The following is a 20,821-nucleotide window of genomic DNA, read 5'->3' as shown; positions in this document are numbered from 1 at the left end:
TTCAATTTGCAGCAGGCAATGCCGGGGACTGGCGCCGTTAGAGAACGGCGCCAGCCAGGCAAGTCAGAATCAATAGATGCTGAACGGGAAGTACTTGTCGTTGATCTTCTTGTAAGTGCCGTCCTCGACGATTTCCTTCAGGGCAAGGTTCAGCTTCGCGCGCAGGGTGTCGCCTTTTCTTACAGCGATACCGATCTTGTCGCTTTCTTCCACCGGGTCACCCTTGAATTCATACGAACGACCGGCGTCGCTTTTCAGCCACTCGTAGTTGACGTACTTGTCCGCCAGGATGCCGTCCAGACGACCGGAGGTCAGGTCCAGATAAGCGTTTTCCTGGGTGTCGTAGAGTTTGACTTCAACGCCTTCCATGTTGTCTTCCATCCAGGTGCCGGCGAGGGTCGCACGTTGTGCGCCGATCACTTTGCCTTGCAGGGAAGCCTTGTCGGTTTTGAAGTCGACGTCTTTCTTGGCGATGAATTGCAGTTTGTTGGAGTAGTACGGGTCGGTGAAGTCCACCGCTTGCTTGCGCTCGTCGGTGATCGACATCGAGGAGATCAGGAAGTCGAACTTCTTGGCGTTCAGGGCCGGGATGATGCCGTCCCAGTCGGACGTGACCACGGTGCAGTCGACTTTCATCTTGGCGCACAGGGCGTCGCCGATTTCCTTGTCGAAGCCGACGACATTGCCACTGGCATCTTTGTTGTTGAACGGCGGGTAGGCCGCTTCGATGCCCATCTTCAGGGTTTCGGCCATGGCACCGGCGCTGAAGGCCAGGGTGACGGCGGCTGCCAGGAAGACCTTTTTGTAGTTCTGCATGCGGGTAGCTCCGTTAGCGGTTGCTGGACATGAATTGTTTGCAGCGCGCCGAAAGCGGGTTTTCGAACACCTGCTGTGGCGATCCTTGCTCTTCTACCAGGCCCTGGTGGAGGAACACCACTTCGCTGGACACCTGACGGGCGAAACCCATTTCATGGGTGACCAGCAGCATGGTGCGGCCTTCTTCGGCCAGTGCGCGGATGACATTAAGTACTTCCTGGACCATTTCCGGGTCAAGGGCGGAGGTGGGTTCGTCGAAAAGAATCACCTTGGGCTGCATCGCCAGCGTGCGGGCGATGGCGGCGCGTTGTTGCTGGCCGCCTGACAGCTGCGCCGGATAAGCGTGGCGCTTGTCAGCGATGCCGACCTTGGCCAGCAAGGCCTCGGCGACTTCAATGGCTTCGGCTTTGCTTTGACCGAGCACTCGGCGCGGGGCTTCGATGATGTTGTCGAGCACGCTCATGTGAGGCCAGAGATTAAAGTTTTGAAACACAAAACCAATCTCGCTGCGCAGGCGATTGATCTGCTTGCCATCGGCAGCGACCAGTTCGCCGTTCTTGGCGGCTTTGAGCTTGAGTTCTTCACCGGCAACAAAAATTTGGCCCTGGTGCGGGTTTTCCAGCAGGTTGATGCAACGAAGGAACGTGGACTTGCCGGAACCGGAAGAACCCAGGATCGAGATCACGTCGCCGTCGCGGGCGGTCAGCGAGATGCCTTTGAGCACCTCAAGCTGTCCGTAGCGTTTGTGCAAGTTGCGGATTTCAAGCGCGGGCGTGGCCTCAGCCATGTGCGTTCCTCATAGTGTTTCGCTCCTGCTGTTGGTTGGCCTTCCTGGCGAGGCGGCCAAGCTAGCATAGCGTTTGAATGGCAGCCAACAGCGCTACGGGCGGTAAACGGGTGGCATGTGTCAGGTTGTCGCATCGGTACAGCAGACTGTCGCGCTGCTATCAACCGAACAGCCGTTTGAACCAGCTGCCCCGCGGGTGTCGCGTAAAAAAGGGCGCGATGTTGCCAGCTTTGACGGGGTGTTGGAAGCGCTAACCGGCCAAACGTTCCTGATCTGCACTTTTATTGTGCAAGGGCTCATTTATGGGTGTGTTTCCGGTGCGCTGTTTCGTTCCTGAAGTGGGTCGCAGAGTAACGCTCTGGCGAATTGCCATTAATCTCAATGACTTGCGATGACTGTCCGGTCACGCCACAGGCCCCATGCTTGAGGAGTCTGAAACATTTTGGCGCAATTATTGCGTGCAGAATCCGGAACGCCCCGTTGGTTTCTTTTTACGAGAAGGAACGCCAGACGGGATGGATGCAAATCGCTTTCCCTTACAAAGGTAGTTTCAATGAGCAGTACCCCAAGCTCCAATGGCCTCGAACAGGGGCTCAAGCCGCGTCATGTGACCATGTTGTCGATCGCCGGGGTTATCGGCGCCGGCCTGTTCGTCGGCTCCGGCCACGCCATCGCTGCCGCAGGCCCGGCTGTTCTGTTGGCTTACGCCGCCGCCGGCATGCTGGTTGTGCTGGTGATGCGCATGCTCGGTGAAATGGCTGTTGCCTCGCCGGATACTGGCTCGTTCTCGACCTACGCTGATCGCGCCATCGGCCATTGGGCCGGTTTCACCATCGGCTGGTTGTACTGGTGGTTCTGGGTTCTGGTAATCCCGTTGGAGGCCAACGCCGCTGCAACCATCCTGCACGCGTGGTTCCCCGGTGTCGGCATCTGGGCCTTCGCCCTGGTAATCACCATGCTGCTGACGGTGACCAACCTGTTCAGTGTGAAGAATTACGGTGAGTTTGAATTCTGGTTCGCCCTGATTAAGGTTGTGGCGATCATCGGTTTCATCGGGCTGGGTATCGCGGCGATCTTCGGCTTCCTGCCGAACAGCCAGGTCAGCGGTGTTTCGCACTTGTTCGACACCCAAGGCTTCCTGCCAAACGGCATGGGCGCGGTCTTGGGTGCGATCCTGACCACCATGTTCTCCTTCATGGGTACCGAGATCGTGACCATCGCGGCCGCGGAATCGAAGGATCCAGGCAAGCAGATTTCCAAGGCAACCAACTCGGTGATCTGGCGGATCGGCTTGTTCTACCTCGTGTCGATCTTCATCGTTGTGGCCCTGGTGCCATGGAACGATCCGGTACTGGCGAACCTGGGTTCGTACCAGACTGTGCTTGAGCGCATGGGCATCCCAAACGCCAAGATGATCGTCGATATCGTGGTTCTGGTCGCTGTAACCAGCTGCCTGAACTCGGCGCTCTACACCTCGTCGCGCATGCTGTTCTCGCTGGGCAAACGCGGTGATGCACCGGCCGTGTCAACCCGCACCAACAAGAGCGGCACGCCGTACTGGGCAGTCATGCTCTCCACCGGCGCGGCGTTCGTGGCAACCTTCGCCAACTACGTGGCCCCGGCGGCGGTGTTCGAATTCCTGCTGGCCAGCTCCGGCGCCATCGCGCTGCTGGTGTACCTGGTGATCGCGATTTCGCAACTGCGTATGCGCAAACAGCGTATGGCTCGCGGTGAGAAAATCGCCTTCAGCATGTGGCTCTTTCCGGGCCTGACCTACGCGGTAATCATCTTCATCGTCGCGGCACTGACCATCATGCTGTTCCAGGATGCCCATCGCGTGGAAATCCTCGCGACCGGTCTGCTGAGTTTGTTGGTCGTGGCTGCTGGCTTGTTTGTGGCGCGCCGTCGTCGCAACGAGCAGATGATCGCAGCGGTAGCGCGCTGAGTGTCCTGACTCAAGACAAACGCTGTTGAAGCACAGAAACGACCGCCATCAGAAATGATCGCGGTCGTTTTTTTCGATTGGCTTTGTTCGATTCAATCGGGGTGAATCCAGTCTTCTACACGTAATCCCGGCACCCGTTCGAACTCGCGCAGGTTGTTGGTAACCACAATCAACCCTCGTGAGCGCGCATGGCCGGCAATCATTTGGTCATAGGGGCCAATGGGTGTTCCAGCCTTTGCCAGTTCGGACCGGATCATTCCGGTGTGCGCGGCTGCTTCATTGTCAAAAGGGAAAACTTCAAGGCGTGCGGTGAAACCTTCGATCACGGCGAGGTTCTTTTCGGGAGTCGCTGATTTTTCGGCACCGTAGATCAATTCCATCAGCGTAATCGCGCTGATACATAACTGTCCGTCATGAAGGTTGAATGCTTCTCTTACGATTTGCGGTTTGTTCTTGATGGTGAAGATGCAAATGTTGGTATCGAGCATGAACTTGATCATCAGAACGACTCACGCTCCTGATCAGCAGGTTGTTGGCGATCAGTCATAAAATCTGTGCTCACGCCATCTCCGTCGAACCAACTGTCCCAAGTCTCGTCCGCTGGCGTGATGATGCGAGCCCGGCCGATGGCGACAATGTTGACCCGTTTTACATCGCTCGGCATCGCTACGGCTTTTGGTAAGCGTACAGCCTGGCTGCGATTGCTCATGAAAAGAGTGGTCTGCTCCATATTTGGCCTCCTGCGGTTCTACGGGTGTTATGAGTCCCTAGAGTAGATTTCATTAGGGATATGTCAACGGGATATACGAAGCAGCTGACAAGAGGTTGTGTAGATTTTCAGTGATAAATTCCAAAGAAAACGGCCGCTGTCAGTGATGACAAGCGGCCGTTTTTGCTTTCAAGGGCGAGTATTTACTCGCTCTTTTCTTCCTGCGCATCCAACGACTGACGATAGCTGTCCAGCGCATCGCCAAAATCAGTGATGAACTGCGGATCGGTCAGCCAGGCCTGTGCGGCATCGCGGTCCATGCCGTCGGTCCACATGCGGTAGTCGATCAGCATGTCGGCTGCCAGGTGAGTGGCGGCCATGGCTTCGTTGTCGGCGTTTTCCATGTCCAGCAGTTCTGGATGGTCGCTGATGATTTCGGCGAGGTCCGACAGCAGAATCTTCAGCATGTCGTTACGGCTGATGGCTTCCGCGTCGCGCATTTTGCTGAACATTGCCAGGGTGTATTCCGGGATCGGCTCGCCGATTTCATCCAGGTCGTCGTCCAGCGCGGCGGGTTTTCGGCCGTGGATGTTGATTTGCTTGGCTTTGATCTTGGCGCGTTTGGCGCGTTTTTGCTGCTTGTTCAGGGATGCCATGGGAACTCAGTTCGGTTTCTGTTGGTTTTGGGCTGCGATGGCTTCGGAAGCCGCCACGTAATCAACCTGGAAGGCTGGGGACTCGATCCAGGCCAAGGCGCCGGCTTCGTCGACTTCGGTGGACCATTGGCGATACTCGATCAGCGCACCAATGATGAAGTCTGTAGCTGTTTCTTCGCCTTCCTGCTCCAGCACCAGCGCGAGCAGCGGGTGTTCGAGGAAGGCTGCACACATGGCTTGTTGGCTGATTTTTTCGGCATCGATCATTTCTTTGAACAGTTCGGTGAGGTCAACCGATTCAAAATCGATGCGATCATCGTTCGGGTCCAGCTCGACCGGCGCGGCGGCCCGTTGGGTGCGGTTCTGCTTGGCCTTGGCTTTGGCGCGGGTGGCGCGTTTGTTCTGCTTGTTGGCGGATGCCATGGGTGTCGTTCCGTAATTCGATGAGAGGGGCGGGTCGATCAGTTGCCTGGCACTCGCCGCCCGGGTGTATCGGGGGCCAGTTCGCCGGTCTGCAACCAGGACAATGCAATGGGCCATAGTGTGGCTTGGTATGCGCTGCGAAAAAAGGCGAAATGTCCGACTTCTTCTTCTCCGATGTCTTCGGGTGCGATTCGCAGATGGGTGTTTGCGCTGCCGGTGAAATAGCCGAGCAGGCGTTCAATGGCCGCAATCGTACCGTAAGGATCATCGCTGATGCTGATGGCCAAGGTTTTTGCGCTGACTGATGCAAAGGGAAGCTGGCCGGTTTTTGCATGAATGACACGACCACTGGGCCGCGTTTCGTAGCGTGCAGTGGGCGTGCTCCAGTCGCGAACCACGCCGGCGGGTGTGTCCTCCAGCCAGCCGAAGCGTTTTCCGGGGAAGTAACCGTAAAGCAAGGTCATCAACGGCATCACTACATGCCACTTGCCGAACATCCGCCAGCGATGGGCGGGCGCATAGTCGCGCCAGTAGGCGAATTGCGCGCCGACCGTCACCAAGTGCCGAATCAAATGCCCGGACGCTCCCAAGCCCGCTGCACAGCCTCCAAAGCTGTGGCCGACTACGTCGATGGGTTGGCCGGGGGATTCGCGCTGCGCGCGTTTCAGCATCGCCTCGAAATCCAGCGCACCCCAATCGGACCATGACGCCTCCAACCCTTTCAGCGACGTCGGGCGCGACTCACCGATGCCGCGGTAGTCATAGGTGATGACATCGAAATCGTTGGCGAACAGGTAGTCAGCGAAGCGCGAATAGTGTCGGCAACGAACCGAGGTGGCCGCGTTGATGATGACGACTGGGCGCGCGCTGTCCTGAGTGGCGTGCCGCCAAGTGAAACCGCCGAGGCTAAAGCCGTCTGCGGCGGGCTCCTTGAACGATTCGCCAGCAGTGTCGGTGGTCAGCGGCAATTCGATTTGAGTCGGCGCCAGTGCCGGCATGTCCTGCAAATTCATCGGCTTTGGACCTTTGCGGGTAGTTGCCAACGATAGTCCTCACATCGCTTGTGAACAATCCACCCGTCGTTTTACAACGTTCGATTGTGTTGTCGGTCCTCAAGCACGGCGCGTTCCCGATCCAGCTCCGCACGAAGTTCCTCTTCGCTCGGCAATACCAGCTTGTACTTACTGGCGAACAGTTGCTCGTTGCCCTCCACCACTGAATAGCGCACCACCGATTCATCTTTCTGCGCGCAGAGAATGATGCCGACGGTAGGGCCGTCCTCCGGTCCGCGTTTGAGGTCGTCATACATACGCACGTACATGTCCATCTGGCCGACGTCCTGGTGGGTCAGCTCGCCTCGCTTTAGATCGAAGATGACGAAGCAATTGAGCAGGTAGTTGTAGAACACCAGGTCGATGTAGAAGTCTTTGCTGTCGGTGCTGATGCGTTGTTGGCGGGCGATGAAGGCAAAGCCTTTGCCCAGTTCAAGCAGGAAGGCTTGAAGCTGCTGGATCAGTGCTTGTTCGAGATCGGTTTCCTGGGTCAGGCCCGCGTCGGGCAGGCCCAGAAACTCCAGCATCACCGGATCCCTGATGAAGTCCCGAGGGTGCGCGTTCATTTTCTGGATGTTGGTTGCGGCTTCCTGTTTGACGGCGGGGCGGTCGCGGCTGGCTAATAAGCGTTCGTAGTACAGGGTGTTGATCTGGCGTTCCAGGGCGCGGGATGACCAGTTTTGTATGGCTGATTCGTTCATGTACCAGTGGCGGGCGTGTTCGTTATCCACTCGCAATAGCCGGCGGTAGTGGGTCCAGCTCAATTCGTGACGCAGTGCGTCACACTTTGGGAAAGCTTGATAAAAAAGACGCATGTAACGGAGGTTGGAGGCGTCAAAGCCTTTCCCAAACTGCGTTGTTAAAGCCTTGGCTAACGTCGGCAGCAACTGCTTGCCGTACTCCGCCCGTCGAGCCCCTTCCTGCTCAAACTCGACAATATGCCTTCCAATCTGCCAGCAGGTTTGCACCTGAACGGTATCGACCGCTCGCAGCACTTTCTGTCGCGCCTGACGTATCAGTTCGCCAAGGTTGCCCACCAGAGAGGCGAGTTGTGGGTCTTGAGTGTTTTCGGTTCTGACGATGCTCATGAGTCTTCCGCGGATGGAGGAACAGGCGGAGGAGGATGGCAAAAGAGGGCGGGTTGGCGATGCAGGGCGTGGCTGGAAAATCCGCAGGAAAGGGCGGATTCGTTTTGCAGGATCCTGCCGACGGCAGCATAGACATGAGGAATACAAGGCGTAGTCCTTTTCGCAGTGAGCTCAAGACCGAATCAATCTAAAACTTGGCCGTCCCCCGGGAAATCAAAAGTGAAGGACCAGGAGGGCACTGTAGAGCCCAGGAGTAGCGACCATGAAGTACGTCCATTCACTCATGCTGCCCATCGTCGCCGTCGGCGTATTGATGTTTCCAGCCACGTCGTGGGCCGCGAGCCTTGAGCCCATCGACAGCTCTGGCGTGCAAGTCCAGAGGCAAGAGCAAAACGGGATCACTTATGTGTCCGGCGGTATCGGCGAGGATGAGGCAAAGGCCATCCAGCAAACCACTGGATACAACCTGCACATGACCTTCTCGGTCGGGCCGGAGAATAAATACATTCCCGACGTCGATGTCGTCATTCAGAAAGCGCCGGGGCAAACAGTGCTGACGCTGAGTCAGGCGGGCCCGCTGGTTTACGTTCAGTTGCCGCCCGGCAGGTACACCGTAGTCGCGACCCGCAATGGTGAGGCGAAACATGACACGACGGACGTGGGAAGCGACACCGCGCGCAATCTGGTCTTTCACTGGACCGGTGATGAGTAGCCGTCCCATCAAATCCCAGGCATAAAAAAACCCTGAATCTTGCGATTCAGGGTTTTCGGTATTTGGTGCCCAGAGACGGAATCGAACCGCCGACACGGGGATTTTCAATCCCCTGCTCTACCGACTGAGCTATCTGGGCAACGGGGCGCATTAAACGGGTTTTTCAGGGGGTCGTCAAGCAAGTTTTCAAAAAATATTTAATTATTACCGTCGCTTACGATCCGACCCCCGAGAAAGCAGGATTATTCAGCTGGCGGAACGTAGCCGTCAGCCTTGGCGTAGTCCTCGCCGGAAAAGAACTTGTCCATCTCGCCCTGAAGGTATTTACGGTCTTCGGCGTTCATCATGTTCAGGCGTTTTTCGTTGATCAGCAGGGTCTGGTGTTTCTGCCAGTCGGCCCAGGCCTTGGCCGAGACGTGGTCAAAAATGTCCTGACCTTTTGCGCCCGGGAATGGAGCGCGCTCCAGGGCGGGCAATTCTTCTTTGTACTTGCGGCACATGATGGTGCGGGTCATGACAACTCTCCTGCGTTCAATACGGCGGCCGCGCGTTCGAGCAAGGTTTTGACCGGGGCGGCAAGGCCCAGGCGCGGCGGGGTGGCGAGGTTATACCAGAGCCAGTCAGCCTCGGCCACGTGATGGCCGGCCTCCTGGACCTGAACCAGCCAGGGTTCGATGGACAACTGAAAATGGCTGAAGGTGTGCACCAGGCTCGGCAGCGCTTGTTGGCTGCCCAGTTCCAGCGAATGCTGCGTGGCCAGATGTTGCAGGTCGTCGAGGTCGTCGAGTTCCGGCAGGCTCCAGAGACCGCCCCACAAGCCCGTGGAAGGGCGACGGTAAAGCAGAATCGCGCCTTCGCCGTTGGCGAGCATCGGCATCAGCGTGCGCTTCTGTGGCACGGCTTTGCGCGGCTTGGGGATCGGGTAACGGGTTTCCAGGCCGAGCATGTGCGCTTCGCAGCTCTTTTCCAGCGGGCACAGCAGGCAGCTCGGTTTGCTGCGGGTGCAAAGCGTGGCGCCCAGATCCATCATCGCCTGGGTGTAGGCGTTGACCCGATCATGGGGCGTGAAGCGCTCAGCGTGCGCCCACAGCTGTTTGGCGACTTTAGGCTCGCCCGGATAACCCTCCTGCGCGGTAAAGCGCGCCAGGACCCGTTTGACGTTGCCGTCGAGGATCGGCGCCCGCAGGCCCATGCTCAGGCTGGCGATGGCGCCGGCCGTGGACAGACCGATGCCCGGCAACTCGACAAGCTTTTCCACATCTCGCGGAAACTCGCCGCCGTACTCGGCGACGACGATCTTCGCGGTTTTCTGCAAATTGCGCGCGCGGGTGTAATAACCGAGCCCGGTCCACAGGTGCAGCACTTCGTCTTCCGGCGCGGCGGCCAGGGCTTCGACCGTCGGCAGCGAGGCCATGAAACGGTCGAAGTAATTCAGCACGGTGCTGACTTGGGTTTGCTGCAACATGATTTCCGAGACCCACACCCGATACGGTGTGATGCCTTGTTGCCAAGGCAAGTCGTGGCGGCCGTGGCGGTCGTACCAGTCCAGCACCGCCGATGAAAACTGCTCGGCTCTCATCGCTTGAACAGCCCCTTCAGCGCGTTTTTCAGCTCAGGGCTGACCTTGTCGCCAAGCTTCTCGTCGATTTTCTCGCTGATCTGTTCACCCGCCAGCTTGCTCGCGACCTGGCCCATGCGTTCGTTATCGAGGCGGCAAGCCTTGGCGCCAAGTTCCAGCGGGCCACGGCAGCGTAGCGGCCATTCGATGCCGACAAACTTCTCGCCAACCTGGCAGGCCGGATCCGGCATGTCGCTCTTGTCGCCTTCGACGATCACGCCGACACGGTAATCCATGCCCAGCACTCGCAGGTCGACGTCGCCGTCACCCTTCACGGTCATGCCCGGGATACGCACTTTCAGGTCCGGGTTGCTGGCCACGCCGTTACGGAAGGTCAGGTTGCCGTTGAGCTCCTGGAACGGTGTGTCCTTGCCCCGTGGTTCGCCGCTGAGGGTTTTGCGGTTAAGGGTGGCGATGCCTTTGCACAGTTGTTGCTCGAGGTTGGCATTGAGCAGCACGCCGTTATTGATGACGAAACTGGCGTTGCCATTGAGCGTGTCGATCAGTGCTTGCTGGCTATTGCCGCTGCCGGTCAACGCACTGTTGAGCGTCACCAGACCTTTGACCGGTGGATTCTTCCCTTGGCTTTCGAGGATTTTTTCCACAGGTACTTTGGTGATGCGCGTCTGCATGTTCAGTGCGGGTACTTCCTGGCGTACGTCCAGGGTGCCCTTGGCTTCGAAGTTGCCTTCGTACAGGTCGCCGCGCAGGTTCTCAAGGGTCAGCAGGCCGCCCTGGCCGGTGGCCTTGAGCGCTGCGTTCTGGATCGGCAGTTTGTCGAGGGTCAGCAGGCCGAAGGTCAGGTCGGCGTCCACGTCGAGTTTGCTCAGGCGCTCTACCGGCAACAGGCGTTCAGTACTCCACGCGGTTTTGGTCGGTGCGGCGGGCAACGGGGTGCTGCCGGCGCCCGCCATGGCATCGGCTTCGGTGCTGGCGACTTCGGCCTGACGCACTTGTGTCGCGCTATTGGCTTCGGCGGATTTCGGTGGCAGGTAACGATCAGCGTTGAAGGTGTCAGCCTTGAGGGTTGCGCGCAGCGATTGTTTGGCGAAGTCCTCGACGGAGATACGGCCGCTGAAGGTGCTGTCGTCGACTTTCAGATTGATGTCGTCGAACGACACGCTGGTCGGCGTGCCCGCTAGACGGCTGACCAGCTCGACTTTGCTCAGGCTGCCTTCCGCCATGGCCGGGAGTTTCTGGCCGATGCTGTCGACGAATTTCGCCAGGTCGAACTGGGCGATCGAAATGCCGCCGCTGATTTGCGGCGTCTTGTCGAGGTCGTTGACCTTCAGTTCGCCCAGTGCGCGCAATTGGTTGGCGGAGATCTTGATGCCAGTCCATTCGGCGACGTTCGCCGCTTTATCCAGCAGCAACTGGCCTTGGGCGGCGAAAGTCATGGTCTTGCCTTGCAGCGGATCGCCGGCGACTTCGCCGGAGAGCTTCATGTCTTCGAGTTTGTAGCGCTGCAATGCGCGTTCAAAACGCAGCTCGCCATTCAGCTCAGTGCGTACCCGCAGGACCGGCTGGTTGGTGCCGAGGAACGCCGTGAGTTTGACCGGAATGTTGGTCGAATCGTGGACCGGGCCGGTACTCAGCTGGATGCTTTCGGCGCTGAACTGCTTGCCGGTCTTCTCGTCGCTGTATTCAACGCGGGCGTTGTTGACGGTCAGGCTGTCGATGTCCAGGCGAATCGGCTGGGCCGGTTTTTCCACCTGAACGGTGGTTTCTGGAGCCGGAACAGGTTCGCCAGGAGTGGCCGGGGTGGCTGACGCCGGGACTTTGCCGATGTCTTCCCAGTTGCCGTGGCCGTCCTTGTCGCGGGTCAGGCGCAGGTTCAGGCCTTCGACACGCACGTCACTCATCTGCACTTCGCGGCGCAGCAGCGGCAGCACGCGCACTGACAGGCCAAGCATCTGCAAGTCGGCAAACGGCTCGGTGGGCTTGGCCAGGGTCGCGACACTGGCTTCGTGCAATTCCAGGCCAAGCCACGGGAACAGGCTCCAGCCGATATCGCCATTGAGCGTCAGCTCGATGTGGGCCTTGTCGCGGGCAATCTGGCGGATCTCGTCTTTATAGTCGTTGGGATCAAAGAGGTGGGTCAGGGCAAAGCCCAGCGCCACAATGATCAGCAACAGCCCGAGAAGCACCAGACCCAGGATTTTGCCGAACGCTTTCATGGGCGAGTCCTTGTAGTTAGTCGAATTCGAAATTTAGCCGGGGAGTATAGCGCTCCGAAGCGGATGACCGGTCAGCGATCACGCCGGCAGCACATCCAGCGGCACTTTCAGCTTGGCGGCCAGTGCCTGCGCTTCAAGATGCCCGGCAGGCGCGAGCAGTCGTAATGTCGCGCCCGATTGCGACGCCATTTTCTGCGCTTCGTTCACCAGGCGCTCGGCAACGCCACGACGACGGGTAATTTTTCGTACGCATATTTGGGACAAGTGCCAAACATCAGGCTGGCGCTGCAAACGAGCGGCCCCAAGCAGCCGATCATTGAAGCGCCCGGCGATCAGCGAACCGTCGCCCAGGCAGCCTTCAATCAGCTGCACATCCCCGGAAAACGGGGCGAACAGCCAGTCTGGCGCGTCGCGGTAAATTTTTTGCAGGTCTTGCTGATCCTGGTAAGTGGCTTCGTGCAGCGGCTCGACAATGATCGGCATGGCGGTTCCTTCAGTGGTACGAGAACAGACGACTTACATAAAGGTGATATCACTTTGGTTTTTCTGTCACGTACAGATGGTAACCTCTGCCAGTTCGTCCGTCCTTCTGCGGCGTGATGTCGCACTAAATGGAGCTTCGCCTGAAAAAAACAGTCATGCGTGCGCATAAGGCTGGGGTCGAAGAGTGGCTGGCGAACCATACTAATAATTGGGGGATACACAATGACCACGAGCATCACGGCGGACGGCCTCAAAGCCGATCAGCCCGCGTTCCTGTCCAAGGAGCGCATCATCGCCAAGCCCGGTTTCAACCGTTGGCTGGTACCACCGGCCGCTCTGGCCATCCACCTTTGCATCGGCATGGCCTATGGCTTCTCGGTGTTCTGGCTGCCGCTGTCCAAAGCCCTGGGCGTGACCAAGGCAGTGGCCTGCGCACCGGACATGAGCTTCATCTCGCAGGTTTTTTCTTCGCAATGTGACTGGCCGATCTCGATGCTCGGCTGGATCTACACCCTGTTCTTCATCTTCCTCGGCTGCTCGGCAGCGATCTGGGGCGGCTGGCTGGAACATGCCGGGCCGCGCAAGGCTGGCGTTGTATCGGCGCTGTGCTGGTGTGGTGGTCTGCTGATTTCAGCGCTGGGGGTCTATACCCATCAGATCTGGCTGATGTGGATCGGCTCCGGGGTCATTGGCGGTATCGGCCTGGGGTTGGGTTACATCTCGCCGGTGTCGACCTTGATCAAGTGGTTCCCGGACAAGCGCGGCATGGCAACCGGCATGGCAATCATGGGCTTCGGTGGTGGCGCGATGGTGGGTGCTCCGCTGGCCGCAGCCTTGATGGGGCACTTTGCTTCGGCAGACAGCGTCGGCGTGTGGCAGAGCTTCCTGGTGATGGCCGCGATCTACTTCGTGTTCATGATCGGTGGCGCACTGTCCTACCGCGTGCCGCCAACCGGCTGGAAGCCTGAAGGCTGGACCGCTCCGGCGAAGAAAGCTGCGAACGCGATGATCACTCACCGTCACGTTCACGTGAATGTGGCGTGGAAAACTCCGCAGTTCCGTCTGGTGTGGCTGGTGCTGTGCCTGAACGTGTCGGCCGGTATCGGCATCTTGGGTATGGCTTCGCCGCTGTTGCAGGAAGTGTTCGGCGGTAAATTGATCGGTGTTGACTTGCCATTCGGTCAACTGGACGCCGGGCAACTGGCTTCGATCGCGGCAATTGCGGCCGGTTTCACCGGTTTGCTGAGCCTGTTCAACATCGGTGGTCGGTTCTTCTGGGCTTCGTTCTCGGATTACCTGGGCCGTAAAAACACCTATTTCGTGTTCTTCGCCCTCGGTTTCGCGCTGTACGCGCTGATCCCGAACCTCGGTCACCTGGGCAACGTTGCGCTGTTCGTGGCGGCGTTCTGCATCATCCTGTCGATGTACGGCGGTGGTTTTGCGACCGTGCCGGCTTACCTGGCGGACCTGTTCGGTACGCAAATGGTCGGCGCGATCCACGGTCGTCTACTGACGGCGTGGGCGGCGGCGGGCGTGTTGGGTCCGGTACTGGTGAACTATCTGCGTGAGTATCAGCTGAGCATCGGCGTTGAACGCGCCGCGGCTTACGACATCACTCTGTACATCCTCGCGGGCCTGCTGGTGCTGGGTTTCCTGTGCAACCTCATGGTTCGCCCGGTGGCCGACAAGTACTTCATGACTGACGCTGAACTGGCCGCCGAACAGGCGCTGGGCCACGACAAGGGGGCTGATGCCAGCACCGTGCTGGAGTGGAAAGCGGATGCAGGCACCAAGCCGTTGGCGATTGCTGCCTGGCTGGTGGTAGGCATTCCGTTGGCGTGGGGTGTTTGGGTGACGCTGCAGAAAACTGCGGTGCTCTTCCACTGATGTTCTCGCGCCCGACCCGTCGGGCGCACCGCTCCCTGTAGGAGCGAAGCTTGCTCGCGAAGAACGATGACGCGGTGTATCAGGTACACCGCCTTCGCGGGCAAGCCTCGCTCCTACATGTCATTACAGGTACAACCCCGGCACTGTCGGATTCACTCCGTCAGTCATATCACCTCCCGTGTTTCTGTTTCGCGCCCGCGCCCCTATAATGGCTGCCTTTTTCGCCCAATGATTTTGCGGAGCTGGTGATGGCCGAACGTAAGGCGTCAGTCGAGCGCGACACTCTGGAAACCCAGATCAAAGCCTCGATCAACCTGGATGGCACCGGAAAGGCCCGATTTGATATCGGTGTTCCTTTTCTTGAGCACATGCTGGACCAGATCGCCCGTCACGGGCTGATCGACCTGGATATTGTCAGCAAGGGCGACCTGCATATCGACGACCACCACACCGTGGAAGACGTCGGTATCACCCTGGGTCAGGCCTTTGCCAAAGCCATCGGCGACAAGAAAGGCATCCGTCGCTACGGTCACGCCTACGTGCCGCTCGATGAAGCGCTGTCGCGCGTGGTGATCGACTTCTCCGGCCGTCCTGGCCTGCAAATGCATGTTCCCTACACCCGCGCCACCGTCGGCGGTTTCGACGTTGACCTGTTCCAGGAATTTTTCCAGGGCTTCGTCAACCATGCCCTCGTCAGCCTGCACATCGACAACCTGCGTGGCACCAACACCCACCACCAGATCGAAACCGTGTTCAAGGCATTCGGCCGCGCACTGCGCATGGCCGTAGAGCTCGATGACCGCATGGCCGGTCAGATGCCGTCGACCAAAGGCGTTCTGTAATGCAGACGGTCGCGGTTATCGATTACGGCATGGGCAACCTGCACTCGGTGGCCAAGGCCCTCGAGCACGTCGGTGCCGGCAAGGTCCTGATCACCAGCGATGCCGACGTGATTCGCGAAGCCGACCGAGTGGTTTTCCCCGGCGTCGGCGCGATTCGCGATTGCATGGCGGAGATCCGTCGCCTGGGCTTCGACTCGCTGGTGCGTGAAGTCAGCCAGGATCGTCCGTTCCTCGGCATCTGCGTGGGCATGCAAGCCTTGCTCGACAGCAGCGAAGAGAACGACGGCGTCGACTGCATCGGCCTGTTCCCGGGCGCGGTGAAGTTCTTCGGCAAAGACCTGCACGAAGACGGCGAACACCTGAAAGTCCCGCACATGGGCTGGAACGAAGTGAAGCAGACGGTGAGTCACCCGCTGTGGCACGACATTCCAGACCTGGCACGTTTCTATTTCGTGCACAGCTACTACATCGCTGCCGGCAATGCGCGGCAGGTGGTGGGTGGCGGTCATTACGGTGTCGATTTCGCTGCAGCGCTGGCCGAAGGCTCGCGTTTCGCCGTGCAGTTCCACCCTGAGAAGAGCCATACCCATGGCCTGCAATTGCTGCAGAACTTTGCCGCGTGGGATGGTCGCTGGTAAATGGCGGTCAAGAAGAAGCCGCCGATCCTGACCCTCACTCCCGAGCAGGAGAACGAGGCCAATCACAAGATCAAACGCTTCATGGAAGATCGCTTCGAACTGGACCTGGGTTCGTTCGAAGCGGCTGAAATCCTTGAGCTGTTTACCCGAGAAATTGCGCCGCACTATTACAACAGGGCGATTTTCGATGTGCAGACGCACCTCAAAGAGAGGTTCGAAAGCATCGAAAGCGACTTGTGGGCGCTCGAGAAAGAATAAAAGCAGCTTCAGGCCGCAAGCTTCAAGCTGCAAGATTTGGAACCGCGCACGCTTGCAGCTAGTGGCTTGCAGCTTGCAGCTCTTTTGACGAAGGAAAAAGCATGCTGATTATTCCCGCTATCGATCTCAAAGACGGTGCCTGTGTTCGTCTGCGCCAGGGCCGCATGGAAGATTCCACGGTGTTCTCCGATGACCCGGTGAGCATGGCTGCCAAGTGGGTGGAGGGCGGTTGCCGTCGCCTGCATCTGGTCGATCTGAACGGCGCTTTCGAAGGCCAGCCGGTCAACGGCGAAGTGGTTACCGCCATCGCCAAGCGCTACCCGAACCTGCCGATTCAGATCGGCGGCGGTATCCGTTCCCTGGAAACCATTGAGCACTACGTGAAAGCGGGCGTGAGCTACGTGATCATCGGCACCAAGGCTGTGAAAGATCCGGCCTTCGTCGCTGAAGCCTGCCGCGCGTTCCCGGGCAAAGTGATCGTCGGTCTGGACGCCAAAGACGGTTTCGTCGCCACCGACGGCTGGGCTGAGATCAGCACCATCCAGGTGATCGACCTGGCCAAGCAATTCGAAGCCGACGGCGTGTCCGCGATCGTTTATACCGACATCGCCAAAGACGGCATGATGCAGGGCTGCAACGTACCGTTCACCGCTGCACTGGCCGCTGCCACGCGCATTCCGGTCATCGCTTCTGGCGGTATTCACAACCTCGGTGACATCAAGTCGCTGCTCGACGCCAAGGCGCCAGGCATCATCGGCGCGATCACCGGCCGGGCGATCTACGAAGGCACGCTGGATGTGGCAGAAGCTCAGGCTTTTTGTGATAGCTACGCGACCAGCTCCAAGCTGTAAGCTTCAAGCTGTAAGCTTCAAGCTGTAAGCTTCAAGCTGCAAGTTAGAAGCGCGACCGCGATCCGCTCTTTCTTGCAGCTTGTAGCTTGAAGCTTGCAACTCTTAATCGGAGATTAAGCATGGCTCTGGCCAAACGCATCATCCCTTGCCTGGACGTGGACAACGGTCGGGTCGTCAAAGGTGTGAAGTTCGAGAACATTCGTGATGCCGGCGACCCGGTGGAAATCGCCCGTCGCTACGACGAACAAGGCGCCGACGAGATTACCTTTCTCGACATCACCGCCAGCGTCGACGGTCGCGACACCACGCTGCATACCGTCGAGCGCATGGCCAGCCAGGTGTTTATCCCGCTGACCGTGGGTGGCGGCGTGCGCACCGTGCAGGACATACGCAACCTGCTGAATGCCGGCGCGGACAAGGTCTCGATCAACACCGCAGCGGTGTTCAATCCGGAGTTTGTCGGCGAAGCGGCTCAGCATTTCGGTTCGCAGTGCATCGTCGTTGCCATCGACGCGAAGAAAGTCTCCGGCCCGGGCGAAACCCCGCGCTGGGAAATCTTCACCCACGGCGGTCGCAAACCCACCGGTCTCGACGCCGTTGAGTGGGCGAAGAAAATGGAAGGTCTCGGCGCCGGTGAAATCCTGCTGACCAGCATGGACCAGGACGGTATGAAAAACGGCTTCGACCTGGGCGTCACGCGCGCCATCAGCGATGCACTGGGGATCCCGGTGATTGCCTCCGGCGGCGTAGGCAACCTGCAGCATCTGGCCGACGGCATCATCGAAGGCCACGCCAGCGCAGTGTTGGCGGCGAGTATTTTCCACTTCGGCGAGTACACCGTGCAGGAAGCCAAGGCTTACATGGCGCATCGCGGGATCGTAATGCGCTAAACAAATCCATGCAGGCCAGTGGACAGCATGGCGGGCTCAAGGCACTCTTGGGCACGCCATGGATTTCGGTAGCCCGACATGATCAAACGCCTTCTTCTTGTCCTCGCCAGCGCTTCTCTGTTGCTCATCAATGGAGTCCACGCTGAAGAAAGTCCCGACACCGACCTGGTGTTGCTGACGGAAAACTTCCCGCCATACAACATGGCGAAGAACGGCAAGAACTTCGCTCAGGACGAGAACATCAACGGCATCGCCGTGGACATCGTCCGCGAGATGTTCAAACGTGCCGACGTCACCTACAGCCTGACGCTGCGCTTCCCTTGGGAGCGAATCTACAAACTCGCCCTTGAGAAACCCGGTTACGGCGTATTCGTGATGGCGCGGTTGCCGGACCGCGAGAAGCTGTTCAAGTGGGTCGGCCCGATCGGTCCGGATGACTGGATCATGCTGGCCAAGGCGGACAGCAAGATCAGCATTGAGTCGCTGGAACAGGCGCGCAAATACAAGATCGGTGCGTACAAGGGCGATGCGATTGCCGAGACGCTGGCCAAGCAGGGGTTGAAGCCGATTGTTGTGCTGCGTGATCAGGACAATGCGAAGAAGCTGGTCAGCGGTCAGATTGATCTGTGGGCCACGGGAGATCCGGCCGGGCGTTATCTGGCGCGGCAAGAGGGCGTTAACGGCCTCAAGACGGTACTGCGCTTCAACAGCGCCGAGCTCTATCTGGCGTTGAATAAAGATGTACCGGATGAAGTGGTGGTCAAGCTCCAGGCCGCGCTGGATCAGCTGCGCAAGGAAGGCGTGGTGGACGACATCATGGCGCGGTATCTCTGATACCTGACACCGAATCGTGTGTGTGATCGTTCCCACGCAGAGCGTGGGAACGATCTGGTTCAGCGATAAACTCCATCCTTGCCATGAGCGACCGTCGCGCGATTGCTGCGCACGCTGATCATCTGTTTGATGTCGATCCACTCAATCCCCTGAGCCTTGAGCTTGGGCAACTCCCGCTCCAGCACCGCCAATGTCTGCGGATACGGATGCCCGATCATCACCGCCGAGCCCTGCTTTCTCGCCAAGCTGATCGCCGTCTGTAGCTGCGTGAAAATCGCCGCTTCAGTACGCTCATCATCCAGAAACACATCCCGCGAAACGCTCGCCAACCCGATCTTCTGCGCCTCGGCCGCCGCAACCGTCTGCGCGCTGGTGCGGCTGTCGACGAAGAGCTTGTGCCGTCGCTGCAAGTCCGCCATCAGCCAGGCCATGGCCGGTCGCTGTGCCGTCATGCGGCTACCCATGTGGTTGTTGATGCCAGCGGTATAGGGCACGACCTTGAGCGCCGCGTTCAGGCGTTTCTCAAGTTCGTCGATGGGTAAGTCGGGGTGCCAGGCAAACGGTCCGGTGGCCGGGTCCATGGGCATGTGCAGGATGACGATCTTGCCGGCGCGGTGAGCCTCGCGGGCGAATTCGGTGGCGTGGGGCGTGTCGGGCATGATCGCCGCGGTCACCGGGCCGGGCAGGGCCAGCACGCGACGATCCCGGGGCAGGTTCTGCCCCAGGTCATCAATGATCAGAGTGATGTAGGCCTTTTGAGGGGCGGGCGCTGCATGAGCAACACCCGCCAGACAGCACAGCAGGCCGATCAAGAAGCGCAGGCGCACCTCAGCGGCCGGAGGTGATGCTCAACCCTTTGAGCAGGCTCAGGGCCTGGGCCAGTTGGTAATCGTCATCCTGTGGCATTGCCTTGGCTTTGCCGCTGGAACCGGTCGGTTTGTCGGCGCCGCCGTTGCCATTGCCCAAGTGACCCTGCAGATCGGCTTCCTTGAAATACTCGCCATCCTGTTCGTTGGTGATCTTGGCCTTGCGCACTTCGATGTCCGGGACGATGCCCTGGGCCTGGATTGAACGGCCGTTCGGCGTGTAGTACAGCGCCGTGGTGATCTTCAATGCGCGTTCGTTGTTCAGCGGCAGCACGGTTTGTACCGAGCCTTTGCCGAAACTGGTGGTGCCCATGACCACTGCGCGTTTTTGATCCTGCAGGGCACCGGCGACAATTTCCGAAGCCGAGGCGCTGCCGCCGTTGATCAGGGCAACCATCGGCACGGCTTCGCTTTCGTCTTTGCCGGTGGCGGAGAAACGCAGCTCGGAGTTGGCGATGCGGCCCTTGGTGTAAACGATCAGGCCCTTGGTGATGAAGTGGTCGACCACTTCCACTGCCGATTGCAGCACGCCACCCGGGTTGTTGCGCAGGTCGAGAATGATGCCGTTGAGCTTCTTGCCGTTGTCCTTGCGCAGTTTGGCCAAGGCCTTGGAGACTTCCTCGCCGGTCTTGACCTGGAACTGGGTGATGCGGATGTAGCCGTAGCCCGACTCAAGCAACTGTGCCTTCACACTCTTCACTTGAATGATCGCGCGGGACAGGGTCACGTCGAACGGCGTACCGCCGTCGCGCACCAGGGTCAGGGTGATTTTCTGACCGATCTTGCCGCGCATCTTGTCCACGGCTTCAGTCATGCTCTGGCCGCGAGTCGGCTGGCCGTTGATCTTGACGATGAAATCGCCCGCCTGAATACCAGCCTTGGACGCCGGAGTGTCATCGATGGGCGAAACCACTTTGATGAAACCGTCTTCCGCGCCGACTTCGATGCCCAGGCCGCCGAATTCGCCGCTGGTGCTTTCCTGCAGCTCAGCGAAATCTTCCGGGCCCAGGTAGGCGGAGTGCGGATCAAGGTTGCTGAGCATGCCTTTGATGGCATTTTCCAGCAGGGTCTTGTCGTCCACCGGCTCGACATAGGCTGCCTTGATCCGATCCATGACCTCGGCAAAGGTGCGCAACTCTTCCAGAGGCAACGGCGCCTTGGTGGTCGCAGCAGTGCCCGCAGGTGCGACAGCCGGGGCAGGTTGCGCGGCGAACGCCAGCGGCGCGCCGATCACCAGGGCGATCGTCAGGGCCAGCGAGGTAAGGCGGGACAAATGCAGCATGTCGAAC

23 protein-coding genes and 1 tRNA gene are annotated in these 20,821 nt (G+C 59.1%); 9 read left to right on the top strand and 15 right to left on the bottom strand.

All coding sequences use genetic code 11. The features are described 5' to 3' along the window. Window positions 1-69: 69 nt before the first annotated feature. Window positions 70-816, bottom strand: a complete 747-nt coding sequence (locus ACYZT6_RS24570; RefSeq protein ID WP_131061281.1) for an ABC transporter substrate-binding protein — start codon at window positions 814-816, stop codon at window positions 70-72. A 13-nt stretch (window positions 817-829) separates the two neighbouring features. Then, a complete protein-coding gene (locus ACYZT6_RS24565) occupies window positions 830-1,603 on the bottom strand; it encodes an ABC transporter ATP-binding protein (RefSeq protein ID WP_462028982.1) in 774 nt (257 codons plus the stop codon). A 553-nt stretch (window positions 1,604-2,156) separates the two neighbouring features. Here ACYZT6_RS24565 and gabP point away from each other — a divergent pair. Beyond that, window positions 2,157-3,548 (top strand): GABA permease, encoded by a 1,392-nt coding sequence (gene gabP, locus ACYZT6_RS24560; protein WP_462028981.1) that lies wholly within the window; start codon window positions 2,157-2,159, stop codon window positions 3,546-3,548. A 92-nt stretch (window positions 3,549-3,640) separates the two neighbouring features. On the opposite strand, the gene vapC is transcribed toward gabP, so the two are convergent. From vapC to ACYZT6_RS24530, 6 genes are all read right to left on the bottom strand, one after another. Next, the gene (vapC, locus tag ACYZT6_RS24555; RefSeq protein ID WP_461978575.1) at window positions 3,641-4,048 is read right to left on the bottom strand and encodes a type II toxin-antitoxin system tRNA(fMet)-specific endonuclease VapC; all 408 of its coding nucleotides are present in this window, start codon (window positions 4,046-4,048) and stop codon (window positions 3,641-3,643) included. Next, on the bottom strand, window positions 4,048-4,278 hold the full coding sequence (gene vapB / locus ACYZT6_RS24550) for a type II toxin-antitoxin system VapB family antitoxin (RefSeq protein WP_462028980.1): 231 nt from the start codon (window positions 4,276-4,278) through the stop codon (window positions 4,048-4,050). Before vapB ends, vapC begins: the two co-directional genes overlap by 1 nt. Before the next feature lie 182 nt (window positions 4,279-4,460). Then, complete coding sequence (locus ACYZT6_RS24545) at window positions 4,461-4,913, bottom strand: hypothetical protein (protein ID WP_462028979.1); 453 nt, start codon at window positions 4,911-4,913, stop codon at window positions 4,461-4,463. A gap of 6 nt (window positions 4,914-4,919) precedes the next feature. Then, entirely contained in the window at window positions 4,920-5,336 is a 417-nt protein-coding gene (locus ACYZT6_RS24540; protein ID WP_462028978.1) for a hypothetical protein, read from the bottom strand. Window positions 5,337-5,374: 38 nt separating this feature from the next. Continuing rightward, window positions 5,375-6,349: an alpha/beta hydrolase family protein gene (locus ACYZT6_RS24535; protein WP_462028977.1), complete on the bottom strand. Its 975-nt coding sequence runs from the start codon at window positions 6,347-6,349 to the stop codon at window positions 5,375-5,377. A gap of 71 nt (window positions 6,350-6,420) precedes the next feature. Next, entirely contained in the window at window positions 6,421-7,476 is a 1,056-nt protein-coding gene (locus ACYZT6_RS24530; protein ID WP_462028976.1) for a PDDEXK nuclease domain-containing protein, read from the bottom strand. A 262-nt stretch (window positions 7,477-7,738) separates the two neighbouring features. Here ACYZT6_RS24530 and ACYZT6_RS24525 point away from each other — a divergent pair, with 262 nt between their 5' ends. Continuing rightward, window positions 7,739-8,188: a carboxypeptidase regulatory-like domain-containing protein gene (locus ACYZT6_RS24525; protein WP_462028975.1), complete on the top strand. Its 450-nt coding sequence runs from the start codon at window positions 7,739-7,741 to the stop codon at window positions 8,186-8,188. 63 nt (window positions 8,189-8,251) lie between these two features. On the opposite strand, the gene ACYZT6_RS24520 is transcribed toward ACYZT6_RS24525, so the two are convergent. The 5 genes from ACYZT6_RS24520 to ACYZT6_RS24500 form a co-directional block, all read right to left on the bottom strand. Next, window positions 8,252-8,327 (bottom strand) — tRNA-Phe (locus ACYZT6_RS24520). Window positions 8,328-8,430: 103 nt separating this feature from the next. Next, window positions 8,431-8,703, bottom strand: a complete 273-nt coding sequence (locus tag ACYZT6_RS24515; RefSeq protein WP_064675437.1) for an oxidative damage protection protein — start codon at window positions 8,701-8,703, stop codon at window positions 8,431-8,433. Next, window positions 8,700-9,767, bottom strand: coding sequence for an A/G-specific adenine glycosylase (mutY, locus tag ACYZT6_RS24510; protein ID WP_462028974.1), 1,068 nt, complete (start codon window positions 9,765-9,767; stop codon window positions 8,700-8,702). Before mutY ends, ACYZT6_RS24515 begins: the two co-directional genes overlap by 4 nt. Next, on the bottom strand, window positions 9,764-11,983 hold the full coding sequence (locus ACYZT6_RS24505) for an AsmA family protein (RefSeq protein WP_462028973.1): 2,220 nt from the start codon (window positions 11,981-11,983) through the stop codon (window positions 9,764-9,766). The genes mutY and ACYZT6_RS24505 overlap by 4 nt, the downstream gene beginning before the upstream one ends. Before the next feature lie 78 nt (window positions 11,984-12,061). Continuing rightward, the gene (locus tag ACYZT6_RS24500) at window positions 12,062-12,466 is read right to left on the bottom strand and encodes an acetyl-CoA sensor PanZ family protein (RefSeq protein ID WP_462028972.1); all 405 of its coding nucleotides are present in this window, start codon (window positions 12,464-12,466) and stop codon (window positions 12,062-12,064) included. Window positions 12,467-12,688: 222 nt separating this feature from the next. On the opposite strand from ACYZT6_RS24500, the gene ACYZT6_RS24495 reads away from it, so the two are divergent. The 7 genes from ACYZT6_RS24495 to ACYZT6_RS24465 all read left to right on the top strand — a co-directional run bounded on the left by ACYZT6_RS24495 (window position 12,689) and on the right by ACYZT6_RS24465 (window position 18,666). After that, a complete protein-coding gene (locus ACYZT6_RS24495; RefSeq protein WP_462028971.1) occupies window positions 12,689-14,353 on the top strand; it encodes an OFA family MFS transporter in 1,665 nt (554 codons plus the stop codon). 248 nt (window positions 14,354-14,601) lie between these two features. Next, complete coding sequence (hisB, locus tag ACYZT6_RS24490) at window positions 14,602-15,195, top strand: imidazoleglycerol-phosphate dehydratase HisB (protein WP_003218037.1); 594 nt, start codon at window positions 14,602-14,604, stop codon at window positions 15,193-15,195. After that, window positions 15,195-15,833, top strand: a complete 639-nt coding sequence (hisH, locus tag ACYZT6_RS24485) for an imidazole glycerol phosphate synthase subunit HisH (protein WP_150579556.1) — start codon at window positions 15,195-15,197, stop codon at window positions 15,831-15,833. The genes hisB and hisH overlap by 1 nt, the downstream gene beginning before the upstream one ends. After that, window positions 15,834-16,091, top strand: coding sequence for a DUF2164 domain-containing protein (locus ACYZT6_RS24480; RefSeq protein ID WP_090176775.1), 258 nt, complete (start codon window positions 15,834-15,836; stop codon window positions 16,089-16,091). Window positions 16,092-16,192: 101 nt separating this feature from the next. Continuing rightward, window positions 16,193-16,942, top strand: coding sequence for a 1-(5-phosphoribosyl)-5-[(5-phosphoribosylamino)methylideneamino]imidazole-4-carboxamide isomerase (gene hisA / locus ACYZT6_RS24475; RefSeq protein WP_090176772.1), 750 nt, complete (start codon window positions 16,193-16,195; stop codon window positions 16,940-16,942). A 119-nt stretch (window positions 16,943-17,061) separates the two neighbouring features. Next, window positions 17,062-17,832 (top strand): imidazole glycerol phosphate synthase subunit HisF, encoded by a 771-nt coding sequence (gene hisF, locus ACYZT6_RS24470; RefSeq protein WP_007972752.1) that lies wholly within the window; start codon window positions 17,062-17,064, stop codon window positions 17,830-17,832. Window positions 17,833-17,910: 78 nt separating this feature from the next. Then, on the top strand, window positions 17,911-18,666 hold the full coding sequence (locus ACYZT6_RS24465) for a substrate-binding periplasmic protein (RefSeq protein ID WP_462028970.1): 756 nt from the start codon (window positions 17,911-17,913) through the stop codon (window positions 18,664-18,666). Between the two features lie 59 nt (window positions 18,667-18,725). On the opposite strand, the gene ACYZT6_RS24460 is transcribed toward ACYZT6_RS24465, so the two are convergent. Both ACYZT6_RS24460 and ACYZT6_RS24455 read right to left on the bottom strand, forming a co-directional pair. Continuing rightward, window positions 18,726-19,493, bottom strand: a complete 768-nt coding sequence (locus tag ACYZT6_RS24460) for a divergent polysaccharide deacetylase family protein (RefSeq protein WP_462028969.1) — start codon at window positions 19,491-19,493, stop codon at window positions 18,726-18,728. A gap of 1 nt (window position 19,494) precedes the next feature. Then, the gene (locus ACYZT6_RS24455; RefSeq protein ID WP_462028968.1) at window positions 19,495-20,814 is read right to left on the bottom strand and encodes a S41 family peptidase; all 1,320 of its coding nucleotides are present in this window, start codon (window positions 20,812-20,814) and stop codon (window positions 19,495-19,497) included. Window positions 20,815-20,821: the final 7 nt, after the last annotated feature.

The organism is Pseudomonas sp. RT6P73 (genome assembly GCF_054897715.1).
Note: the sequence above shows the minus strand (reverse complement) of the source record. Positions and strands in the feature narration are given on the sequence as shown.

Coding starts and splice junctions, on each gene's coding strand:
- ACYZT6_RS24500 (WP_462028972.1), bottom strand. CDS start 12,466: ATGCCGATCATTGTCGAGCCGCTGCACGAAGCCACTTACCAGGATCAG.
- ACYZT6_RS24545 (WP_462028979.1), bottom strand. CDS start 4,913: ATGGCATCCCTGAACAAGCAGCAAAAACGCGCCAAACGCGCCAAGATC.
- gabP (WP_462028981.1), top strand. CDS start 2,157: ATGAGCAGTACCCCAAGCTCCAATGGCCTCGAACAGGGGCTCAAGCCG.
- ACYZT6_RS24570 (WP_131061281.1), bottom strand. CDS start 816: ATGCAGAACTACAAAAAGGTCTTCCTGGCAGCCGCCGTCACCCTGGCC.
- vapC (WP_461978575.1), bottom strand. CDS start 4,048: ATGATCAAGTTCATGCTCGATACCAACATTTGCATCTTCACCATCAAG.
- hisH (WP_150579556.1), top strand. CDS start 15,195: ATGCAGACGGTCGCGGTTATCGATTACGGCATGGGCAACCTGCACTCG.
- hisF (WP_007972752.1), top strand. CDS start 17,062: ATGGCTCTGGCCAAACGCATCATCCCTTGCCTGGACGTGGACAACGGT.
- ACYZT6_RS24525 (WP_462028975.1), top strand. CDS start 7,739: ATGAAGTACGTCCATTCACTCATGCTGCCCATCGTCGCCGTCGGCGTA.
- ACYZT6_RS24465 (WP_462028970.1), top strand. CDS start 17,911: ATGATCAAACGCCTTCTTCTTGTCCTCGCCAGCGCTTCTCTGTTGCTC.
- hisB (WP_003218037.1), top strand. CDS start 14,602: ATGGCCGAACGTAAGGCGTCAGTCGAGCGCGACACTCTGGAAACCCAG.
- ACYZT6_RS24495 (WP_462028971.1), top strand. CDS start 12,689: ATGACCACGAGCATCACGGCGGACGGCCTCAAAGCCGATCAGCCCGCG.
- ACYZT6_RS24535 (WP_462028977.1), bottom strand. CDS start 6,349: ATGAATTTGCAGGACATGCCGGCACTGGCGCCGACTCAAATCGAATTG.
- vapB (WP_462028980.1), bottom strand. CDS start 4,278: ATGGAGCAGACCACTCTTTTCATGAGCAATCGCAGCCAGGCTGTACGC.
- ACYZT6_RS24515 (WP_064675437.1), bottom strand. CDS start 8,703: ATGACCCGCACCATCATGTGCCGCAAGTACAAAGAAGAATTGCCCGCC.
- ACYZT6_RS24565 (WP_462028982.1), bottom strand. CDS start 1,603: ATGGCTGAGGCCACGCCCGCGCTTGAAATCCGCAACTTGCACAAACGC.
- ACYZT6_RS24480 (WP_090176775.1), top strand. CDS start 15,834: ATGGCGGTCAAGAAGAAGCCGCCGATCCTGACCCTCACTCCCGAGCAG.
- ACYZT6_RS24540 (WP_462028978.1), bottom strand. CDS start 5,336: ATGGCATCCGCCAACAAGCAGAACAAACGCGCCACCCGCGCCAAAGCC.
- mutY (WP_462028974.1), bottom strand. CDS start 9,767: ATGAGAGCCGAGCAGTTTTCATCGGCGGTGCTGGACTGGTACGACCGC.
- ACYZT6_RS24455 (WP_462028968.1), bottom strand. CDS start 20,814: ATGCTGCATTTGTCCCGCCTTACCTCGCTGGCCCTGACGATCGCCCTG.
- ACYZT6_RS24505 (WP_462028973.1), bottom strand. CDS start 11,983: ATGAAAGCGTTCGGCAAAATCCTGGGTCTGGTGCTTCTCGGGCTGTTG.
- ACYZT6_RS24530 (WP_462028976.1), bottom strand. CDS start 7,476: ATGAGCATCGTCAGAACCGAAAACACTCAAGACCCACAACTCGCCTCT.
- hisA (WP_090176772.1), top strand. CDS start 16,193: ATGCTGATTATTCCCGCTATCGATCTCAAAGACGGTGCCTGTGTTCGT.